The organism is Trinickia symbiotica (assembly GCF_003028655.1).
In the GTDB taxonomy this organism is placed as follows: domain Bacteria; phylum Pseudomonadota; class Gammaproteobacteria; order Burkholderiales; family Burkholderiaceae; genus Trinickia; species Trinickia symbiotica_A.
Genome location: NZ_PYUC01000010.1, coordinates 155846 through 173209, shown reverse-complemented (window position 1 = coordinate 173209; position 17364 = coordinate 155846). Strand labels below are relative to the sequence as shown.

15 protein-coding genes are annotated in these 17364 nt (G+C 61.5%); 8 read left to right on the top strand and 7 right to left on the bottom strand.

Going from position 1 to position 17364, the window contains the following annotated elements:
• Positions 1–67 precede the first annotated feature (67 nt).
• Together C9I57_RS20640 and C9I57_RS20635 are read right to left on the bottom strand one after the other, a co-directional pair.
• Positions 68–1738 (bottom strand): electron transfer flavoprotein-ubiquinone oxidoreductase, encoded by a 1671-nt coding sequence (locus C9I57_RS20640; RefSeq protein WP_107152490.1) that lies wholly within the window; start codon positions 1736–1738, stop codon positions 68–70.
• Between the two features lie 231 nt (positions 1739–1969).
• Positions 1970–2788 carry an SDR family NAD(P)-dependent oxidoreductase gene (locus C9I57_RS20635; protein WP_107152489.1) on the bottom strand — a complete coding sequence of 273 codons (819 nt, stop codon included), beginning with the start codon at positions 2786–2788 and terminating at the stop codon, positions 1970–1972.
• Between the two features lie 329 nt (positions 2789–3117).
• On the opposite strand from C9I57_RS20635, the gene C9I57_RS20630 reads away from it, so the two are divergent.
• The 5 genes from C9I57_RS20630 (at position 3118) to C9I57_RS20610 (ending at position 9084) form a co-directional block, all read left to right on the top strand.
• Positions 3118–4578 (top strand): acyl-CoA reductase, encoded by a 1461-nt coding sequence (locus tag C9I57_RS20630; RefSeq protein WP_181321896.1) that lies wholly within the window; start codon positions 3118–3120, stop codon positions 4576–4578.
• Positions 4575–5963, top strand: a complete 1389-nt coding sequence (locus tag C9I57_RS20625) for a hypothetical protein (protein ID WP_107152488.1) — start codon at positions 4575–4577, stop codon at positions 5961–5963. Before C9I57_RS20630 ends, C9I57_RS20625 begins: the two co-directional genes overlap by 4 nt.
• 28 nt (positions 5964–5991) lie before the next feature.
• Positions 5992–6852, top strand: coding sequence for an oxidoreductase (locus C9I57_RS20620; RefSeq protein ID WP_181321895.1), 861 nt, complete (start codon positions 5992–5994; stop codon positions 6850–6852).
• Between the two features lie 37 nt (positions 6853–6889).
• Positions 6890–8254 carry a hypothetical protein gene (locus C9I57_RS20615; protein ID WP_107152487.1) on the top strand — a complete coding sequence of 455 codons (1365 nt, stop codon included), beginning with the start codon at positions 6890–6892 and terminating at the stop codon, positions 8252–8254.
• 128 nt (positions 8255–8382) lie between these two features.
• A complete protein-coding gene (locus tag C9I57_RS20610; protein WP_258187748.1) occupies positions 8383–9084 on the top strand; it encodes a TetR/AcrR family transcriptional regulator in 702 nt (233 codons plus the stop codon).
• A gap of 34 nt (positions 9085–9118) precedes the next feature.
• On the opposite strand, the gene C9I57_RS20605 is transcribed toward C9I57_RS20610, so the two are convergent.
• Positions 9119–9583 (bottom strand): PaaI family thioesterase, encoded by a 465-nt coding sequence (locus C9I57_RS20605; RefSeq protein ID WP_107152485.1) that lies wholly within the window; start codon positions 9581–9583, stop codon positions 9119–9121.
• A gap of 112 nt (positions 9584–9695) precedes the next feature.
• Here C9I57_RS20605 and C9I57_RS20600 point away from each other — a divergent pair, with 112 nt between their 5' ends.
• Complete coding sequence (locus C9I57_RS20600) at positions 9696–10847, top strand: NADH:flavin oxidoreductase (protein ID WP_107152484.1); 1152 nt, start codon at positions 9696–9698, stop codon at positions 10845–10847.
• Positions 10848–10914: 67 nt separating this feature from the next.
• Here C9I57_RS20600 and C9I57_RS20595 read toward each other — a convergent pair whose 3' ends face one another.
• Genes C9I57_RS20595 through C9I57_RS20585 form a run of 3 tightly spaced genes read right to left on the bottom strand, consistent with a single transcriptional unit; the run spans position 10915 to position 13664 of the window.
• The gene (locus C9I57_RS20595; protein WP_107152483.1) at positions 10915–11610 is read right to left on the bottom strand and encodes an SDR family NAD(P)-dependent oxidoreductase; all 696 of its coding nucleotides are present in this window, start codon (positions 11608–11610) and stop codon (positions 10915–10917) included.
• 57 nt (positions 11611–11667) lie between these two features.
• Positions 11668–12462, bottom strand: coding sequence for an enoyl-CoA hydratase/isomerase family protein (locus tag C9I57_RS20590; RefSeq protein WP_107152482.1), 795 nt, complete (start codon positions 12460–12462; stop codon positions 11668–11670).
• A 5-nt stretch (positions 12463–12467) separates the two neighbouring features.
• On the bottom strand, positions 12468–13664 hold the full coding sequence (locus C9I57_RS20585; protein ID WP_107152481.1) for an amidohydrolase family protein: 1197 nt from the start codon (positions 13662–13664) through the stop codon (positions 12468–12470).
• Positions 13665–13870: 206 nt separating this feature from the next.
• Between C9I57_RS20585 and C9I57_RS20580 the strand changes: the two genes are divergently transcribed.
• Positions 13871–15319, top strand: coding sequence for an MFS transporter (locus C9I57_RS20580; RefSeq protein ID WP_258187747.1), 1449 nt, complete (start codon positions 13871–13873; stop codon positions 15317–15319).
• A 113-nt stretch (positions 15320–15432) separates the two neighbouring features.
• Here C9I57_RS20580 and C9I57_RS20575 read toward each other — a convergent pair whose 3' ends face one another.
• Positions 15433–16227 carry an IclR family transcriptional regulator gene (locus C9I57_RS20575; protein ID WP_107152597.1) on the bottom strand — a complete coding sequence of 265 codons (795 nt, stop codon included), beginning with the start codon at positions 16225–16227 and terminating at the stop codon, positions 15433–15435.
• Positions 16228–16474: 247 nt separating this feature from the next.
• Here C9I57_RS20575 and C9I57_RS20570 point away from each other — a divergent pair, with 247 nt between their 5' ends.
• Positions 16475–17239: an SDR family NAD(P)-dependent oxidoreductase gene (locus C9I57_RS20570; RefSeq protein WP_107152479.1), complete on the top strand. Its 765-nt coding sequence runs from the start codon at positions 16475–16477 to the stop codon at positions 17237–17239.
• The last annotated feature ends 125 nt before the right edge of the window (positions 17240–17364 follow it).

Genomic DNA, 17364 nt, shown 5'->3' with positions numbered 1-17364 from the left:
ATAACGCCTGCGATCGCCGAAGCTACACGCTGCCTGCCTTTTGGTCGCTGCCCGGCATCAAGCGACGTCACATGTTCGGATAGTTCGGACCGCCGCCGCCCTCCGGCGTGACCCAGACGATGTTCTGCGTCGGGTCCTTGATATCGCAAGTCTTGCAGTGCACGCAGTTCTGCGCGTTGATCTGCAGGCGGTCGCCGCCGTCATCTTTCTTCACGAATTCGTACACTCCGGCCGGACAGAAGCGCGCTTCCGGGCCCGCGTAGGTTCGCAGGTTCACGTCGACGGGCACCCTCACGTCCTGGAGCGTCAGGTGGGCCGGCTGATTTTCCTCATGATTCGTATTGGAGAGGAATACGGAAGAAAGACGATCGAACGTGAGCTTGCCATCGGGCTTCGGATACTCGATCGGCTTGCTGTTCGACGCGGGCTCGAGCATCTCGTGATCACGATGCTGATGGTGCAGCGTCCAGGGTACCTTGCCGCCAAGCAGCTTCTGTTCGATGCCGACCATCAGCGTGCCGAGATACAGGCCCTTGCTCATCCATTGCTTAAAATTGCGTGCCTTATAGAGTTCATCGTGCAGCCAGGACTGCTCGAACGCTTCGGGATACGCCGTGAGTTCATCATGCTGTCGGCCGCCTTGCGCGGCTTCAAATGCGGCAACGGCGGCCAGCATGCCGGTCTTGATGGCCGCATGCGACCCCTTGATGCGCGAAGCATTGAGGAAACCGGCGTCGTCGCCGACGAGTGCGCCACCCGGAAACACGAGCTTCGGCAGCGACATGAGACCGCCCGCCGTAATCGCACGCGCCCCATACGAAATGCGCTTGCCGCCTTCGAGCACCTTGCGGATCTCCGGATGCGTCTTGTAGCGCTGGAACTCCTCGAACGGCGAGAGGTACGGGTTCGAATAGCCGAGGCCGACGACGAAGCCCACGACCACCTGGTTGTTGTCCGCGTGATAAAGAAACGAGCCGCCGTACGTCTGGGTATCGAGCGGCCAGCCTGCCGTATGGATCACGAGCCCGGGCTGGTGCTTCGCCGGATCGATCTCCCACAGTTCCTTGATGCCGATGCCGTAGACCTGCGGATCGGCATCTCCGTCAAGCTTGAATTTGTCGTTCAGTTGCCGGCCGAGGTGTCCGCGCGCGCCTTCGCAAAAGAGCGTGTACTTCGCGTGCAGCTCCATGCCGAGCTGGAAGTTCTCGGTCGGCTCGCCGTCTTTGCCGATGCCCATATTGCCGGTGGCGACGCCTTTTACCGAGCCGTCTTCGTTGTAGAGCACCTCGGCGGCCGCAAAGCCCGGGAAGATCTCCACGCCGAGCGCCTCGGCCTGCTGCCCCAGCCAGCGCGTGACGTTGCCGAGGCTGATCACGTAGTTGCCGTGATTCTTGAAGTTGTCGGGCAGCGCCCAGTTCGGCGTCTTGAAGGCGCCTTTCTCGGAGAGGAAGAGGAAACGGTCTTCCGTTACGGGCACGGTCAGCGGCGCGCCTTTGTCCTTCCAGTCGGGAATGAGCTCGGTAATGGCGCGCGGGTCCATGACCGCGCCCGACAAAATATGCGCACCGATTTCGGACCCCTTTTCGAGCACGCATACGCCGAGCTCGGCGCCTTTTTCCTGCGCGAGCTGCTTGAGCCGGATCGCGGCCGACAGGCCCGCGGGGCCGCCGCCGACGATCACGACGTCATACTCCATCGACTCGCGCGGGCCGTACCCTTGTTGATTTACTTCCGCCATCCCCACTCACTCCTTAGTCTCTTGACGTCGTCGCCATGCTCGTTGGACCGTCGCCCGTCGAGGGCGCCGTCAAGAGCGGATTTGCCATTTGGCATTTCCTTAAGTCGACGACGAGGAGAAGTATATAAAAATGAATGACGTATAACAATATGAACGCCGCTGTTCAGCGTCTAAAGAGAGACCCGTCTTGCGTCCAGCACCAACCGACCGTTTGCTGCGTCGACGCAGCCACTATTGCTGAACTAGATCGTAAGCAGCCAGTGCAGCTATCTCCGTTACGCCGCCATCCACGGGCAAGCACGTGCCGGTAATGAATCGCGATTCATCGCTGGCGAGAAACAGCGCGGCGGCCGCAACGTCCCACGCATCTCCTTCCAATGGAAGCGGTGCGATCTTGCGCCGGCGCTCGCGCGCTTTTTCGTTGAGCATGCTTTCCACCATGGGCGTGAAGATGTGCCCCGGCGCGATGGCATTCGCGCGAACGAAATTGCGGCCGTACATCACCGCAAGCTCGCGCGTAAAAGCGACCATACCGGCCTTCGACGAGCCATACGCGGCGGAGCCATGACTGCGGATGCCGGCAACGGAGCTAATGTTGACGATGGCTCCGCCTCCGCGCGCCACGATCTTAGGCACTGCGCTGCGGCTCATCAGGAACGCGCTTTTCAAATTCACATCGATCACGCGATCCCACGACGCTTCGTCGATATCGTCCAACAGCCCCGGCGCACCCGATATCCCGACGTTGTTCACGAGAATGTCGAGGCCGCCATATCGCTCAATGGTTTCATCGACGATGCGCGTACATACGGCGCCATCGGTGATGTCGCCAGTCGAAATGAAGGCTTGGCCACCTGCCTCCGTAATCAACGTCAGCGTCTCGGCGGCCCGTGCGTGTTGCTGATCGACGAGGCAGACTGACGCGCCCTCCGCCGCAAAGAGGCAGGCAATTGCCTTGCCCGTGCCGAACCCGTGGCCGAGCGACCCGGCCCCGGTCACGATCGCGACCTTGCCGCTTAGGCGTCCATGAAAGACTTTTGGAGAAGGCATGCTGTAGTCGATTGGCGTAAATCGATCGTCACGCGGAACCCTGACGCAGGCAAGCGTTCGCTCTCGCGCGCCAACACCGCGGCCAGTGACGCTTTCCGACGGACCAGCTTAGCCCTCGCTCGCACAAATTGCAACAGGTGGTTGCATTATCGCCGACAGCGCATTCCGTCGCGACATGGGGAAAACCACGCCTCATCGCTCGTTGCGTAACTTGAATGCCGTGCATATAGTTGATCGTCAACCTGAGCTGACCGGCGACGACCATGCCCGAACTGATCCGCGATTCCGCTGAAGCTCAACGCGTACCCCTATTAAAAAAGGAGCAGTCCATGGAGCAAACCGAAACCCTCGCAGGGCAAAGCGAGACGCCGACGCAGGCATCAAGTCCCGCCCCGCTGCCGGTTCCCCATGTGTACCGCGGCCGCACGGTGATCGGAAACGCGGTCAGGCATGTGTCGCGCGATCTGGGTCAGGGTTTTTGCACGCCTAAAGTCGAGCTGGACGATCTGGTCTGGCCGCGCGCCGAGGCCGGTCCGGCATTCGACGTCCCCATTGCGCAGATCATCGACTTCCTCGTCGAGCTCGGCCCACGTCTTCATCTCGACGTCAATCCGCTCATGCAGGCCGCGCTCGAATCGATGATTCAGGTAAGCCCGCTGGGGCGCCGGATTCTAGAGAACTGCTACCGGGATATTCCCAATCTTTTCGCTCGTGGGGTCATCGAAGACGAGCTGCGTGTGAGTCTCGGCGATGCGAGCCTCGTCGACGGCTGGGTTGCGCGAACGCTGCGCGGCCGGCCGAGCCGTCTGCGGGCATTTCCACCGCGTCTGGTGCATATCCTGGCGGGCAACTCGCCGATGGTCGCCGCCATGAGCGTCATGCGAGCCGCGCTGACGAAGGGCGTGCATTTGCTCAAGCTGCCGTCCAACGATCTCTTCACGGCCACTGCCATCTTGCGCACGATGGCGGAGATCGACCCGCACCATCCGGTCACGCAATCCTTTTCGGCTGCTTATTGGAGAGGCGGCGACGAGAACATCGAGTCCATCCTGTATCGCCCGCAGTACTTCGACAAGATCGTCGTGTGGGGCGGCGAAAGCGCGGTGCGCCATGCAATGCGGTACGCGGGCCCCGGCCTGGAGCTGGTCGCGTTCGATCCCAAGGTCTCCATCTCGCTGATCGGCCGTGAAGCCTTCAGCTCGGAGGAAGTTCTGCGCGAAGTTGCGCGCGCCGGCGCCGCCGATGTGCTTTCGTTCAACCAGGATGCGTGCAACGCAAGCCGGTATCAGTTCATCGAAGGGAACGAAGACGACGCCGACCGCTATTGCGAGCGACTTGCGCTCGCCCTCGGCGAAGACTACCGCTATGGCGACGGGCAGGGCCCGCTCGTGCCGAGCGACATCCGCGAAGCCGTGGACGTGCTGCGCGAGATGGAGCCGCTCTACCGCGTGTTCGGCGGCTACGACGGCAAGGGGCTCGTCATTCGCTCGGATGAAATGGTCGACTTTCATCCCATTTGCAAGACCGTGAACGTCGTTCCGGTAGCCAGCCTCCGAGACGGGGCCCGCTACGCGACCGTCGCCACACAGACGGTCGGCATCTATCCGCCTCACCGCGTGATCGAGGTGCGCGATGCGCTCGCATGTGCGGGCGTGCAGCGCATCGTGGCATTGGGCGAATCGATTTCGGATGGAGTCGGCGGCTATCCGCATGATGGCATGTTCCCGATCCATCGATTCATGAAATGGGTCTCGGAGGAATCGGGCCCGAACCAGGACGAGACGCGATGACGCAAGCCCTTTCTGCCCTATTGCAACTCACCGAGGTTTCGGATCCCTTCCGCAACGCCCCTGAGAACCTCGCTGCCGCGCAACTGCAGGCCGTGCGCGAGCGGTTCACGCAACGCCGGCAACAGATTCGCATTCTCGACAAACGGGCCAACGAAGCGGGCGTCACCGAATTGAGGACGCTGAGCGACGCGGTGCCGTTGCTATTCGCCGACGCAGTCTTCAAGAGCTATCCCGATTCGTTCATCGAGCAAGGCAAATGGCGCCATCTCACGGCATGGCTTCAAACCCTCGCGACGCACAAGATCGACGGACTCGACTACGAGAAGATCGCCGATCTCGACGATTGGATCAACGAATTGCGCCGCAACGGCCACTACGTGATGAGCTCGAGCGGCACGTCGGGCAAGCAGTCATTCATCTACCAGAGCGAAGCGGATCGTGAGCTTGGATGGCGTCTGCTTGCGCAGGGCATTCGCTGGGCGGCAACCGGCATGCGCGACCCGTCACGCCGCTACCCGGTGTTCCTCTTGACTCCCTCTTCCGGCTCCTACACCGGCACCGAGCGCATGGCGAAGTTCGGCGAGTCGATCGCGCAGCCCGGCGACATTCACTACATGTCGGACGTACCGCAAAGCGCTGCCCACACTACGCGCATGGCACGCATGCGACGGGCGATCTCGGACGGCACCGCGCTGCCCAGTGAAATCGAAGCGTTCCAAAAGGAGAACCGTGAACGCAGTGAACGCGTGCAAGCGGATTTCCGGCGCTTCATCGATCAGCTACTCGAGCGGCGTCGTGAACCTATGTTCATCATGGGCATGATGGGCATGCTTTACCAAATCGTCGCCACGGCACGCGAACGGGGCATTCCGGACGGTGATTTTCACCCCGATACGATCATCAGCATCGGCGGCGGCAAGAAGGGGGCGAACTTACCCGAGGATTTCCAGCAACAGTGCGAACGCTTCTTCAACTTCAATACGACGAACTTCAACGACGGCTACGGCATGGGCGAAGTGTCGGGATTTTGCCCATGGTTTCACGAAGCGAAGGCATGGGCGGTGCCGCCGTGGCTCGTTCCGCTCGTGCTCGACTCGACCGGCGAACGACTGCTGAATCCGCCTGACGGGAAAGGCATCGTCGAAGGTCGGCTAGCGATGATCGATCTGATTGCCGACGGCCGCTGGGCTGGCGTGATCAGTGGGGACAAGGTCATCGTGGAGTTCGGTCACGGCATAGACGGTGTGCGCACGCCCATCATCCGCGACGTGGTGCGCTACAAGGACCTGCCGGGCGGCGACGACAAGCTGTCATGCGCCGGAACGATCGACGCCTATGTCCGCGGAGAAATCGCAGACATGACCGAAGCCCGCAGCGCTAACTAAATCAATCGTCCTCCATATTGGAAGAGCCATGACAACGATCAACGAGCAATCGACAAACCCAGCCGTGTGGTTCATTACCGGCGTCTCTTCCGGCTTCGGCCGTTCCCTGGCGCAAGCGGTCCTCGCCCGCGGCGACCAGGTCGTCGGCACGCTGCGCAAGGACGCGCAGATCGCGGAGTTCGAAGATCTCGCGTCCGGTCGCGCCCACGGCGTGCTGCTGGACGTAACCGACGCCGCATCGGTGCCTCGGGCCGTCGAGCAGGCTTTGAGCCGAGCCGGCACGATCGATGTGCTCGTCAACAATGCCGGTTACGGTCTATTCGGCGCCCTTGAAGAGGTCTCCGACGCGGAAGCACGTCAGCTATTCGATACGAATGTGTTCGGCACAGTCAACGTCATTCGCGCCGTGCTGCCGCATTTTCGTGAGCGAAAGCGCGGCCATATCGTGAACTTTTCGTCGGTGGCGGGCATGATCGGCATCACCGGCTGCAGCTTCTATTGCGCGTCGAAGCACGCCGTCGAAGGGCTTTCGGAATCGCTCGCACGAGAACTGAAACCGTTCGGTATCCATGTGACCATCGTCGAGCCGGGTGGCTTCCGCACGAATTTCGCGGGGGGCTCGATGAAGTGGAGCCAGGTCGAATCACCCGACTACGCAGAGACCGTGGGCAACATGCGCCGGTTCATGAGCAGCTACCACGGCACGCAGACAGGCGATCCCGCGAAAGCCGCCGACGCCATTGTGCGTGCGGTGTCCGCCGACACACCGCCGCTTCGTCTGCCGCTCGGGCCGGACGCCGTCGACGTCGTCCGCAAGAAGCTAGCGGCCGTGCACGAGAACCTCGAAGCGTGGCTCGACGTATCGAGCTCCACCGACTTCGATCACTAACACTCACGCTAACGCAACTCGTTGCTCTGGAGACGACATGTCTGCTCTGGACCCGTTCTACGCAATGCTTCGCCGTGACGGCGATCCTTTCCGTCATCACCCGGGGAATCTTCGTGAGCTTCAACTCGCGGCAATGAAAGAGCGCTTCGCCGAGCGCCGCGAGCACATCAGGCTCTTGCGTCGCAGAGCGGACGATGTCGGCGTGCACGACGTCAACCGTGACGCGGACATGGTGCCTCTGCTGTTCGCGCATCAGATCTACAAGAGTTACCCTGAGTCATTGATCGACAATGGTCGCTGGCAGCACCTGGCGGCATGGCTGCAAACGCTCTCCAGCAAACCGGTCGGTGAGGTCGACCTGAACGGCGTGCACAACGTCGACGCATGGATGGACCGTTTGCGCGAAGCGGGACACTACGTGTTCAGCTCGAGCGGCACGTCCGGAAAATGCAGCTTCATCAGCCAGACGCGAAGCGATCTCGAGAACGTCACCGAGTCCTGCGTGAAGCTCGGCGTCTACGGCAACGCATTGATCCAACGAGACTTCGGCAAGCGCCCGGTATTTCTGATGATGCCGCCGGCCGGCGCCCATCGCCATATCGAGCCCATACTGAATGCGGCGAAACGGCTCGGTGCTGAAAGCACCCTGATGTTCGACGAACCGGCGCTTGCTTCCGCAACGATTTCGATGGGCCGCATGCGCCGCGCAATCGCAGATGGGTCCGCCAAGCCGAGCGAAGTCGCGGCATTCCAGGAGCACGCGGTGGCGCGCCAGCGCCACACCGGCGCAATGATCGACCGGTTTCTCGACAAGCTCGCCGCGCGGCGCGATGTTCCCGTCCTCGTGCAGGGCAATTGGTCGCTGCACTGGACGCTCGTTGACCGCGCGCGCCAACGCGGCATAGCCGACGGTATCTGCCACCCCGATACGGTCATCACGACCGGTGGTGGGTTGAAGGGCACCTCGGCGCCCGCTGATTATCGGGAGCAGATCATCCGCTTCTATGGAATTCGTGAGGAAAACATCCAGAACAGCTATGGCATGTCCGAGATGATCGGGGCAGGCCCATGGTCGGACACTGCGCAAGGCTATGCGATCTGCCCTTGGATCGTGCCGTTCGTCCTCGACAAGACCGGAGAGCAACTGCTGAATCCTTCGGACGGCAAGGGCGTCGTCGAGGGACGCTTCGCGTTCTTCGATCTGTTGGCCGAAGGGTACTGGGGCGGATTCATCACCGGCGACAAAGTCACGATCGATTTTTCACCGGCGGGAGACACCGACGGGCTGCAAGGGCCGCTGGTTCGACAGGTCGGCCGTTATGCCGACCTCGAAGAGGGCGAAGACAAGCTCTCATGTGCCGGTACGATGGAGTCGTATGTCCGCGGAATGATCAACGTCTGAAGCGCACCTCGCGTGCCGCTGCTGCAAGTGGCGCGGGCACGAGTGCGCCGTTGCTGGCGCCCGCTTGTCGCTCGTGAGTATACTGGTGCCCTAATTCCGTTATTCAACGCTCACCGATGTCCAAACCAATGGCAGTTCAGGCTCCCGCCGGAGCCTCGAGGCTCGCTGCGGCGGGCAAACCACGAACGGCCGGCCGACCGGCGCACGACGACGCGGTCGAACTGCGAGAGCACGTGCTCGACGCAGCCAAAGCCGTTTTCATGAGGGAAGGCTTCGGCGCCGCGCGCGTTGAGGAAATCGCATCGCTGGCTGGCGTCAGCAAGACGACCGTTTATCGGCAGTTCGGCACGAAAGAAGAACTCTTTCGCTCCATTGTCTGGCGGGGGATGGCCGATCTGCGCGGCAAGATCGCTCTCGAACTCGAACCCGCCGGCGATTTTTCGGCAAACTTGGCATCCCTTATCGATGCGCTGGTCGAACACATGGCGATACCGGACAGCGTACATACATCCCGGCTGGTCATCGGCGAAGCCGTTCGCTTTCCGGACATCGCCAAGCAGTTCCTGCAGTTCGTGAACACGATGCTCGAGCCGCTAACGAGCGTGCTGGAGGCTGCAGCCGCCAGGGGAATGATCGACATCGACAACCCGGCGAACGCGGCGAGCGATCTGCTGACGCTCGTGACCGGTGCCCCCGAAGTGCACCTGGCGATACAGAGCACCCGTGCCGAGCGCAAACGTCGGGCCGAGCGGATTCACCGGCTTTTGTTGAACGCGTGGAAGTATCGTGCCACGCAGCAGTCCAAGGCTCGGGCCAAGCCGGCGCCATAACGTCCACTGCCGCTCCGCTCGCCTCGTCGACCGACTAGCCTTCAACCTCGCCCATTACCTGAAATTGTCCCGATGCCTGGGCGATGCACTTGGCGTTCGCCCAGATCCGGCAGTCCGAAAAGATCACACGTTTTCCCGAACGGAGGACGTCGACATGGGCCTCTATCCAGTCACCCGGCTCCGCGTTCCCCATAAAGTTGACCGTCAAGCCCGTCGTCAACACCTTGACCGCCGGCTGGCGTGAATACTTGCTCGCCCAAGTAATGGCCGTGTCCGCCAGCATGCAAATCGCTCCGCCGTGCATCATCTGGCCGAGGTTACGATGCGCTTCCCGCACGTGCATGCCGACGACGTACCCGCGCTCGGTCTTCCGAAAGTACGTAGGGCCGAACATCCGGTGATACGGCCCAAACGCCGGCATCAAGCTAAAGCCGTGCGGAATCGCCCTTTCGTCGTCCTGCTCGACACCAGCCGCCGCCAGTGCATGTGTCTGCTCCAATGCAATTCTCCTTTTCGGCGCCACAAGTCACACAGCGCCAAAACTCCTTTTTCGTCGATAGAACATAGCGTATCATTATTCGCACAAGAGTCAACTATATGAACCGATAGAAATGGATGCCAGCCCGCTTTTTGCCCCCCTCACGGTTCGAGGCGTCACGCTCGCCAACCGTATCGTCATGTCGCCCATGACCCGCGGCTTCTCGCCCAACGGACTGCCCGGCGATGACGTGGCCGCTTACTACAAGCGGCGGGCGCAGGGCGAGACCGGGCTCATCATCACGGAAGGTGTCGGCATCGATCATCCGGCTGCGCTTGGAGAAGCCGGTCTCGGCGAGAATTCGATTCCGGTGTTGGCCTGCGAGGCGTCGGTTGCGGCCTGGCGACGCGTGACAGACGCGGTACATGCGAGCGGCGGCGTCATCTTTCCGCAGTTGTGGCATATGGGGCCGATGAAAGAGGCGAATACGGGCCCCGTTCCCGAGGCGCAACCGCTGCGTCCCTCCGGCGTATGGGGGCCGGCCGGACGCGCGACATCGCTGGACGCAGGCTATATGGAGCGTGTCATGCCGCCAACGCGCCCGATGACCGACGCCGAAATCGCCGACGTCATTGCCGCTTATGGGCGAAGCGCGCGCTATGCGCGGGCCGCCGGATTCGACGGCATCGCTATTCATGGAGGCCACGGCTATCTGATCGATGCCTTCTTGTGGGCCGAAACCAATCAGCGTGCGGACGAGTGGGGTAAAGACCTCAGGGCGCGCAGCCGCTTCGCCGCCGAAGTCGTCCGTGAAATCCGGGCGAGCATCGGCGACACCATGCCGGTCACCTTCCGCTTTTCGCAGTGGAAACAGCAGGACTTCCGCGCGCGTCTCGCCAACGATCCGCACGAGCTCGAGCAGATCCTCACACCGCTCGCGGACGCGGGTGTCGATATCTTCGAGGCGAGCACGCGTTATTTCAATCGCGCGGAATTCCCGGGCTCGGAGATGAACCTCGCCGGCTGGGTAAAAAAGGTCACGGGTAAGTTTTCGATGGCCGTAGGCGGAATCGGCATCAACAAGGGGTACTACGATTCGATGGCCGGCGCGGATACGGTTGCGCAAGCCGATCTGACGCCTCTCGTCGAGCGCTTCGCGCGCAATGAATTCGATCTCGTCGGCGTGGGGCGCTCGCTCCTGCACGATCCGAACTGGGCGCGGCGCGCGCGCCTTGGCGAGCCTTTTCTCGGATTCAGCACGGATTCGCTTGCTCGACTCACCTGATGAGGTTTCGTTTCGCGATCGACGCGCTCGTAGCCGGCGTCAACCGCGGCCGGCTACGCACGTTTTCTTACATGCGCCCCGTCACCGGAATCAGCGCACCGGTCACTCCCGATGCGGCGCCAGACGCGAGAAAGAGAATCACATTGGCGATTTCTTCGGGCCGCACCCAGCGCGAAAAATCGGCGTCGGGCATGTCCTTGCGGTTTTGCGGCGTATCGATGATGCCCGGCAGAATCGCGTTGACTGTAATGGAACGGCCCTTCAGCTCTTCGGCCAGTGCCTCCGTCAAACGCATGACGCCTGATTTCGAGGCCGCATAAGCGCCCATGCCTGCGCCTGCTTTGAGCGCGGCACCGGCGCCGATATTGATGATGCGCCCACCCTCCGCGCTACCGGCGAAATAGTCGAGCGCGGCTTTCGATGCCGTCGCCGCCGTGCGCACGTTCATCTGGTACATCAAATCCCATGTGTCGAGGCTGCCGTCCGCCAGCGTTTCCCAGCGAAAGCCCCCCGCCACATTGACGATGGCATCCAGCTTGCCGATCTGATCGACCGCCGCCGATATAGCGGATCGCGCCGCCTCGAGATCGGTCAGCTCGACACCGCCACGCCACCACGCGGCTTGCAGCTGCGCCGCGCTCGCGTTTTCTGGCGCAGGAGCTTTGTCGATCAGCGCGACCTTCCAGCCATTGTCGGCAAACACGCGACCCACTGCGCGTCCCAATGTGCCGAATCCACCGGTCACCACCACTACCCGTTGCATGTGCAATCACTCCCTTGCCCTGCGCCGCCGCCCTGCCTGCGTAGAGCGCAAAAAATGTCAACGTCCCTTGAACACCGGCTCTCGTTTCTCGCGAAATGCGTTGACCGCCTCTTGATGGTCTTCGGTCAAATTAGAGAGCGCCTCGTAGGCAATCGAAGCATCGAGAATGGAATGTGCCAGTTGCTTCAGTCCGATGTTGATCGACGCCTTTGTCCATTGAATAGCACGCGCGGCACCGTTCGCCAGACGGTTGGCCATCGCATCGACGACCGCATCGAGCTCATCGGCCGGGACTGCATGATTGATCAGCCCCAGTCGCGCCGCTTCGCCTGCGCTGAGCAAATCGCCGGTCAAGAGGTACTCCTTGGCCTTCGCGTAACCCACGAGCTGCGGCCAGATCACTGCGCCGCCATCGCCCGCCACGAAGCCGACCTTCACATGCGGATCGCCGATCTTCGCGTGATCGGCGGCATAGCTCAGATCCGAAAACAGCGCGATCGTCGCACCGAGGCCGATCGCATGTCCGTTGATCTTCGCGATGACCGGCTTGGGGCAATCGAGCATCGAGAAGACGATTTTCTTCGCACGCTGCATTCCTTCGAGAAACAGCGCCGGATTGTCAATGACATGCTGCATATGCTCGATATCGCCGCCCGCGCTGAAGGCGCGCCCGGCACCCGTCAACACGACGACACGAGTCTCTGCATCCTCGGCCACATCGAGGAACAGCCGCGACATCTCGATGTCCATCTGCTCGTCGAACGCGTTCAGCGTTTCTGGGCGGTTGAGCGTGACGGTCAGGATGCCGCCGTCGCGTTTTAGCAATAACGCCTTATAGTCGAAAGTATCCATATCGGTTACACGTGCAGCGGAACGAATCGGCGACCGTTGTCGTACATGATCTTGCGCGTGTCTTCTTCGGATAGCGAGCCACATGCCTCCGACGCGAAGTCCTTCGGTTCCGGCACCCCTTCCGCGTGCGGATAGTCCGAGCCCATCAACAGAAAGTCCGACGAACCGGTTTGAGCGATGATCTGGGCGATGTCGTCCTCCGGATAGGCGACCACGAAAACATTCTCCTTGAAGATCTGGCTGGGGCGCATCTTCAGCTGTCCGCACGGCCAGTAGCCATTCTTCGCCATCCCCCGGCACTTGTCCATTTTCACGAGCATCGAAGGGACCCATTCGGCGCCGTTTTCGGCACTGCACAGCTTAACGCGGGGGAAACGCTCGAAGAAGTTGTAGAAGATGAACGACGACAGCGTTTCGATCACCGGACGCTCGCCGTAACCGTGCATCCAGACGAATGCCGTCTGACGCTGGCGCGACTGCTGCACCGGCTCGCCCCAAACCGCCATATGGTCCTTCATGTAGATCGCTTCCGACACATGGAACGTGACACGCACGCCCGCTTCGTTGAGGATCGACCAGAACGGATCGAAGTACGGATCCGCAGGCGCACGGCCATTGAAAGGGCCCATCGGCATCAGGACCACGCGCACCCCGTTCGCAACGAGCCATTTGGCTTCCGCAACGGCCGCGTCGAGATCGTCGAGCGTGACGACCGGCGTCGTGTAGATGCGGTCCTTGTAGTTGAAGCCCCAGTCTTCCAGCATCCAGCGGTTGTACGCATGGAGGACTGCATTCGCAGCAACGGGCTCATTCAAGTACGAAATGCAGGCGACCATCTCGCCGATGTACATCGTGCAAGCCTCGACGCCGAATTCGTCCATCTTCGCAAGGCGCGCGTCGCGATTGAACATGTCCGGCGTCGGGGGAACGCGCATATCGACGTTGTCCTTGCCGTCCTTCATCGCGCGCAGCCATTCGTGCAGCTTGCCGGGCGGCGGCACATGCCCCTCTGCCGACGTGTAGCCCTCGCTGATTTCCACCTTGCGCTCGCCGACATACATGCAGCGGTTGCCGTCTGCCGTGGTGCGGCTGGTAAAGGACCAGTCTTTCTTGAACTGCTCGGGCAAGTAGCGGCTGAACGCGTCCTCCACTTCGTAGAAGTGCGTGTCGGCATCGTAGATCTTCCCTTGATACGGTTGCATGAAGCGTCTCCTGGTTGTGGGGGAGCGCTGCCAAACGTGCGCCCTTGAGAGAAGTATCGGCGCAAGGTCTCGACCGAAAAACTCTCATATCGAAGTCAAAAGTGGCGATATCGATTCGATATCGATCCGCGCATCGTGCCGACCTTCGCGCGCCAGTACGGGTCGCAACGGTAGATAATGCGAACGCTGTTCGTATATAAGCATAGTTGCAGCGATACAAGCAACCGGAGACGTGTATGCAAGCCGAAGCACTGGCACAAGCACATAAAACGCAACGGCTGGCCGGGCCGCCACGCGGTTTCATGATAGCGATACTGCTGGCCGCGGTGGCAGCGTCGTCGGGCATCACCGTCATCTACACCGTGTTGGTGACGCTTTACAAGGCTTTCCCCGCGTCCGATTCCGTGAGCTGGACCGTCACGGCATACTGGCTCGGCTCAGCCGTCTTTGCCGCGGTGAGCGGCCGCTTGGGCGACCTGCTCGGCTATCGTCGCATCCTGCTCCTGGTCATGATGATTGCGTCAGTGGGCGCCGTCGTCGCCGCGTGCGCAACCGATGTCGCCATGCTGATCGCGGGCTGCGCGATGCAATCGGTCGCGGCAGGGATCACGCCGCTTTCCATCGGGCTCGTGCGCGAGAACCTGCCGCCCGGCAGGGTGCCGGCCGCCGTGGGCGTGATCAGTGCGGCAGGAATGGTATCGGCGGGACTGATCTACATCTGCGCCGGCGTCGTCGTGGATCGCTATTCGTGGCAAGGCGGCTTCTGGTTCAAGGTAGCGCTTTGCCTGGTGGCGGTGGGTGCCGTGCGCCTGTGGACTCCGCCTTCGCCGAAGCGCCCCAGCGCGCGGATCGATTACTTGCGCGGCCTCGCTTTTGCGCCCGCGCTCTGCGCCATCCTGTTCGCGGTGCAGCAGAGCCGTGTATGGGGGCTGGGCGATGCGCGTCTATGGGGCTTGATCGGTGTGGGGATCGTCGTGCTCGTCATGTGGGCACGGCACCAGCACGAGGCGGCGCATCCGCTTATCAATGTGCGCCTGCTCAAGGCGCGTCAGATCGTATTGGCCAATGCATGCATGGCATTCGTCGCCGCGGGGGGCATGCAATTGGGGCAGGTGTTCTCGCTGCTCGCTCAGCAACCGGCGGGAACGCACGCCGGATTCGGACTGAGCGCAACGGCCGCCGGCTTGCTGATGTTCAGCGTCAACATTGTCGCGCTGGTCGCGAGTCCGTGGAGCGGCCGCGTAGCCGCCCGGTACAAGGCCCGCAGCGCCGCCTTGATCGGCATGGCCATCCTGGTCGTTGCCTGGGCCTCGCTGATCGTGCTTCATCGAAGTCTGCCCCTCTTCGTTCCGGGCGCGGCGCTGTGCTCGTTCGGTCTCGCTTTCGCAAACACGGCGCTGTATAACCAGATCGTCGAGGCGGCGCCTGCCCATCAGACCGGCGAGGCAACGGGCATGCTCTACGTGTTCTTCTCGTGCTTCTTCGCCGTGGGCGCTCAAGCTGTCTTTTCGCTGCTGCGTAGCGCGTCGGCGAAATACGACGGTGGATGGTTTGCCGCCGATAGTGGCTATGTTTCAGTGTTTGCCTATATTGCGTGCAGCTCGATTGCCGGACTGCTGATCGCTTATACGCTGCCGAAACGCCGCGCCCAGTAATCGGCATTGCGACCGATCCGTTGCGCGCGGGCGTAGCGCATTTTCAACTGGGACGCGGGCCTCCCATACAGCAACCGCGCCTGCTTTACTCCGCAGTGGATCTTCGCACCTGATCACTCCTCGTCGGCTTCGCCCTGCGCGGATGCCCGCTTGGCCACCCGGATCATTTGTTCCTCGAGTTGCGGGCGTTCGCGATCGAAGCGCTCGAGCGGCGCACCGATGGCCATCGCAGCGATCACATTCCCGTTCGGCCCGAAAACCGGCGACGACACGCCTGCCGAATCCGGCAGCAACTCGCCTCGGCTCACCGACAGGCCGGTTTCGCGGATGCGATCGAGCTCGTCGCGCAACGCCTTCTTCGTCGCGACCGTTTGCGGTGTGCGGCGCTCGAGCTTGACCGTCCTCATGTAGTCCGAGACGAAAGCTTCCGGCGCATGGGCCAGCAGCACGCGCCCCGCGGCCGTGCAATAGAGCGGACGGCGCAAGCCCACGTGCATCGAATAACGAACGGACTGCTCGCTTTCGATCACGTCGACGTAGGTGATCTCTTTATGCTCGACGTCGAGGACACCGATATACACCGTTTCATTGGTGCTCTTCGAGAGATCCACCAGGTACGGGCGCAGCAGCTTCGAGAAGTTCCATGCCGCCATGACGCCCGCCGAGAGCCGGAAGATGGATGGCCCGAGGCGATAGCGGCCTGAGTCATGTATCAAATACCCCTCCGCCACGAGTGGCCTCAGCAGGTTGAGCAGACTGCTCTTCGGCGACTCGAGGGCGACATTCAGTTCTGCCAGCGACATGCCGTCGGGAGACTTCGCCAGCACATCGAAAATTCCGAGGAGCCGCGTCAGCGAGCGCGGCCCGCTGACATCCCGGTCCGCCGGCGCTGAGATCTCTTTCAACATGATTTTCCCCATGAATTGATGGTATCGATTATACGGGAACTATTCACATAGTTTTACAACGATCATAAGCTGGCACATCGCCGCGCCCTCCGGATTCGGGAATACGCTAGGGGCGCGCTCGATCCAAGTTGCGCTATAGTCGAACGACGTTCAATTTATGGAATGCGGGAGCGTACCCTCCGCAACGGTCCGCGCGCTGCGCTGACGCATCCCATAGCGTCATCAACCCTTCCACCTGGGACCATTCATGCATACGAAAAAGCTGGCGGAAAAGGTCGTCATCGTGACCGGAGGCGGGCAAGGCGTCGGCCTCGGCGTGGCCAAAGCACTGGCAGACGAAGGCGCGAATCTCGTTTTGACCGGCCGCACGGAGGCCAAGCTCACTCGGGCGGCTGACGAACTGCGCGACCTCGGTGCGCAAGTGCTCGTCGTACCAGGCGATACACGCAATCGTGCGGACGCCGTTCGCACAGTCGAGCTTACCGTCGAGCGGTTCGAGCGTGTCGACGCGCTCGTCAACAATGCGCAAAGCAGCAGCCCCGGTGTACCGCTCGAATCCGTCACCGACGAAGACTGGCGCACCACGCTCGAATCCGGCCTCTACGGCACGCTGTATTTCATGCAAGCCGTATTGCCCCAGATGAAGTTGCAAGGCCGCGGCGCCATTATCAACTTCGCTTCGCGTACCGGTATCGAAGGTTTGAAGGGCTTTGGCGCCTACGCCGCGGCAAAGGAGGGCATTCGAGGCCTTTCGCGTGTCGCCGCTCGCGAATGGGGCGCTCATGGCATTACCGTCAACGTCATTTGCCCGGCAGCCCTCACGCCTGCCGCCGATGCCTACCTGGAAGCCAATCCGCAAGAGCGGACCCGCTATCTGTCCGAAATTGCGCTGGGCCGGTTTGGCGATCCGCAGCGCGATATTGGTCGAGCTGTTGCATTCTTGTGTAGTGACGACGCTAATTTCATCACGGGGCAGACTATCAGCGTCGACGGCGGGCAGTCAATGCTTTAGCGCCAGTTATTTGAACGCGGTGCGAAATATGAAACGACTAGTTGCATTTCTAAGAATCGAGCGCCGCAAAGCATTAAATCGAACTAATAGTTGCATTAATGCGAGTCGGAGCCGACGTGTCGGGT

Excerpts from the sequence above, each read along its gene's own strand:
- C9I57_RS20620 (WP_181321895.1), top strand. The coding sequence starts at position 5,992 with ATGACAACGATCAACGAGCAATCGACAAACCCAGCCGTGTGGTTCATT.
- C9I57_RS20625 (WP_107152488.1), top strand. The coding sequence starts at position 4,575 with ATGACGCAAGCCCTTTCTGCCCTATTGCAACTCACCGAGGTTTCGGAT.
- C9I57_RS20590 (WP_107152482.1), bottom strand. The coding sequence starts at position 12,462 with ATGGATACTTTCGACTATAAGGCGTTATTGCTAAAACGCGACGGCGGC.
- C9I57_RS20610 (WP_258187748.1), top strand. The coding sequence starts at position 8,383 with ATGGCAGTTCAGGCTCCCGCCGGAGCCTCGAGGCTCGCTGCGGCGGGC.
- C9I57_RS20600 (WP_107152484.1), top strand. The coding sequence starts at position 9,696 with ATGGATGCCAGCCCGCTTTTTGCCCCCCTCACGGTTCGAGGCGTCACG.
- C9I57_RS20585 (WP_107152481.1), bottom strand. The coding sequence starts at position 13,664 with ATGCAACCGTATCAAGGGAAGATCTACGATGCCGACACGCACTTCTAC.
- C9I57_RS20635 (WP_107152489.1), bottom strand. The coding sequence starts at position 2,788 with ATGCCTTCTCCAAAAGTCTTTCATGGACGCCTAAGCGGCAAGGTCGCG.
- C9I57_RS20630 (WP_181321896.1), top strand. The coding sequence starts at position 3,118 with ATGGAGCAAACCGAAACCCTCGCAGGGCAAAGCGAGACGCCGACGCAG.
- C9I57_RS20570 (WP_107152479.1), top strand. The coding sequence starts at position 16,475 with ATGCATACGAAAAAGCTGGCGGAAAAGGTCGTCATCGTGACCGGAGGC.
- C9I57_RS20615 (WP_107152487.1), top strand. The coding sequence starts at position 6,890 with ATGTCTGCTCTGGACCCGTTCTACGCAATGCTTCGCCGTGACGGCGAT.
- C9I57_RS20595 (WP_107152483.1), bottom strand. The coding sequence starts at position 11,610 with ATGCAACGGGTAGTGGTGGTGACCGGTGGATTCGGCACATTGGGACGC.
- C9I57_RS20640 (WP_107152490.1), bottom strand. The coding sequence starts at position 1,738 with ATGGCGGAAGTAAATCAACAAGGGTACGGCCCGCGCGAGTCGATGGAG.
- C9I57_RS20575 (WP_107152597.1), bottom strand. The coding sequence starts at position 16,227 with ATGTTGAAAGAGATCTCAGCGCCGGCGGACCGGGATGTCAGCGGGCCG.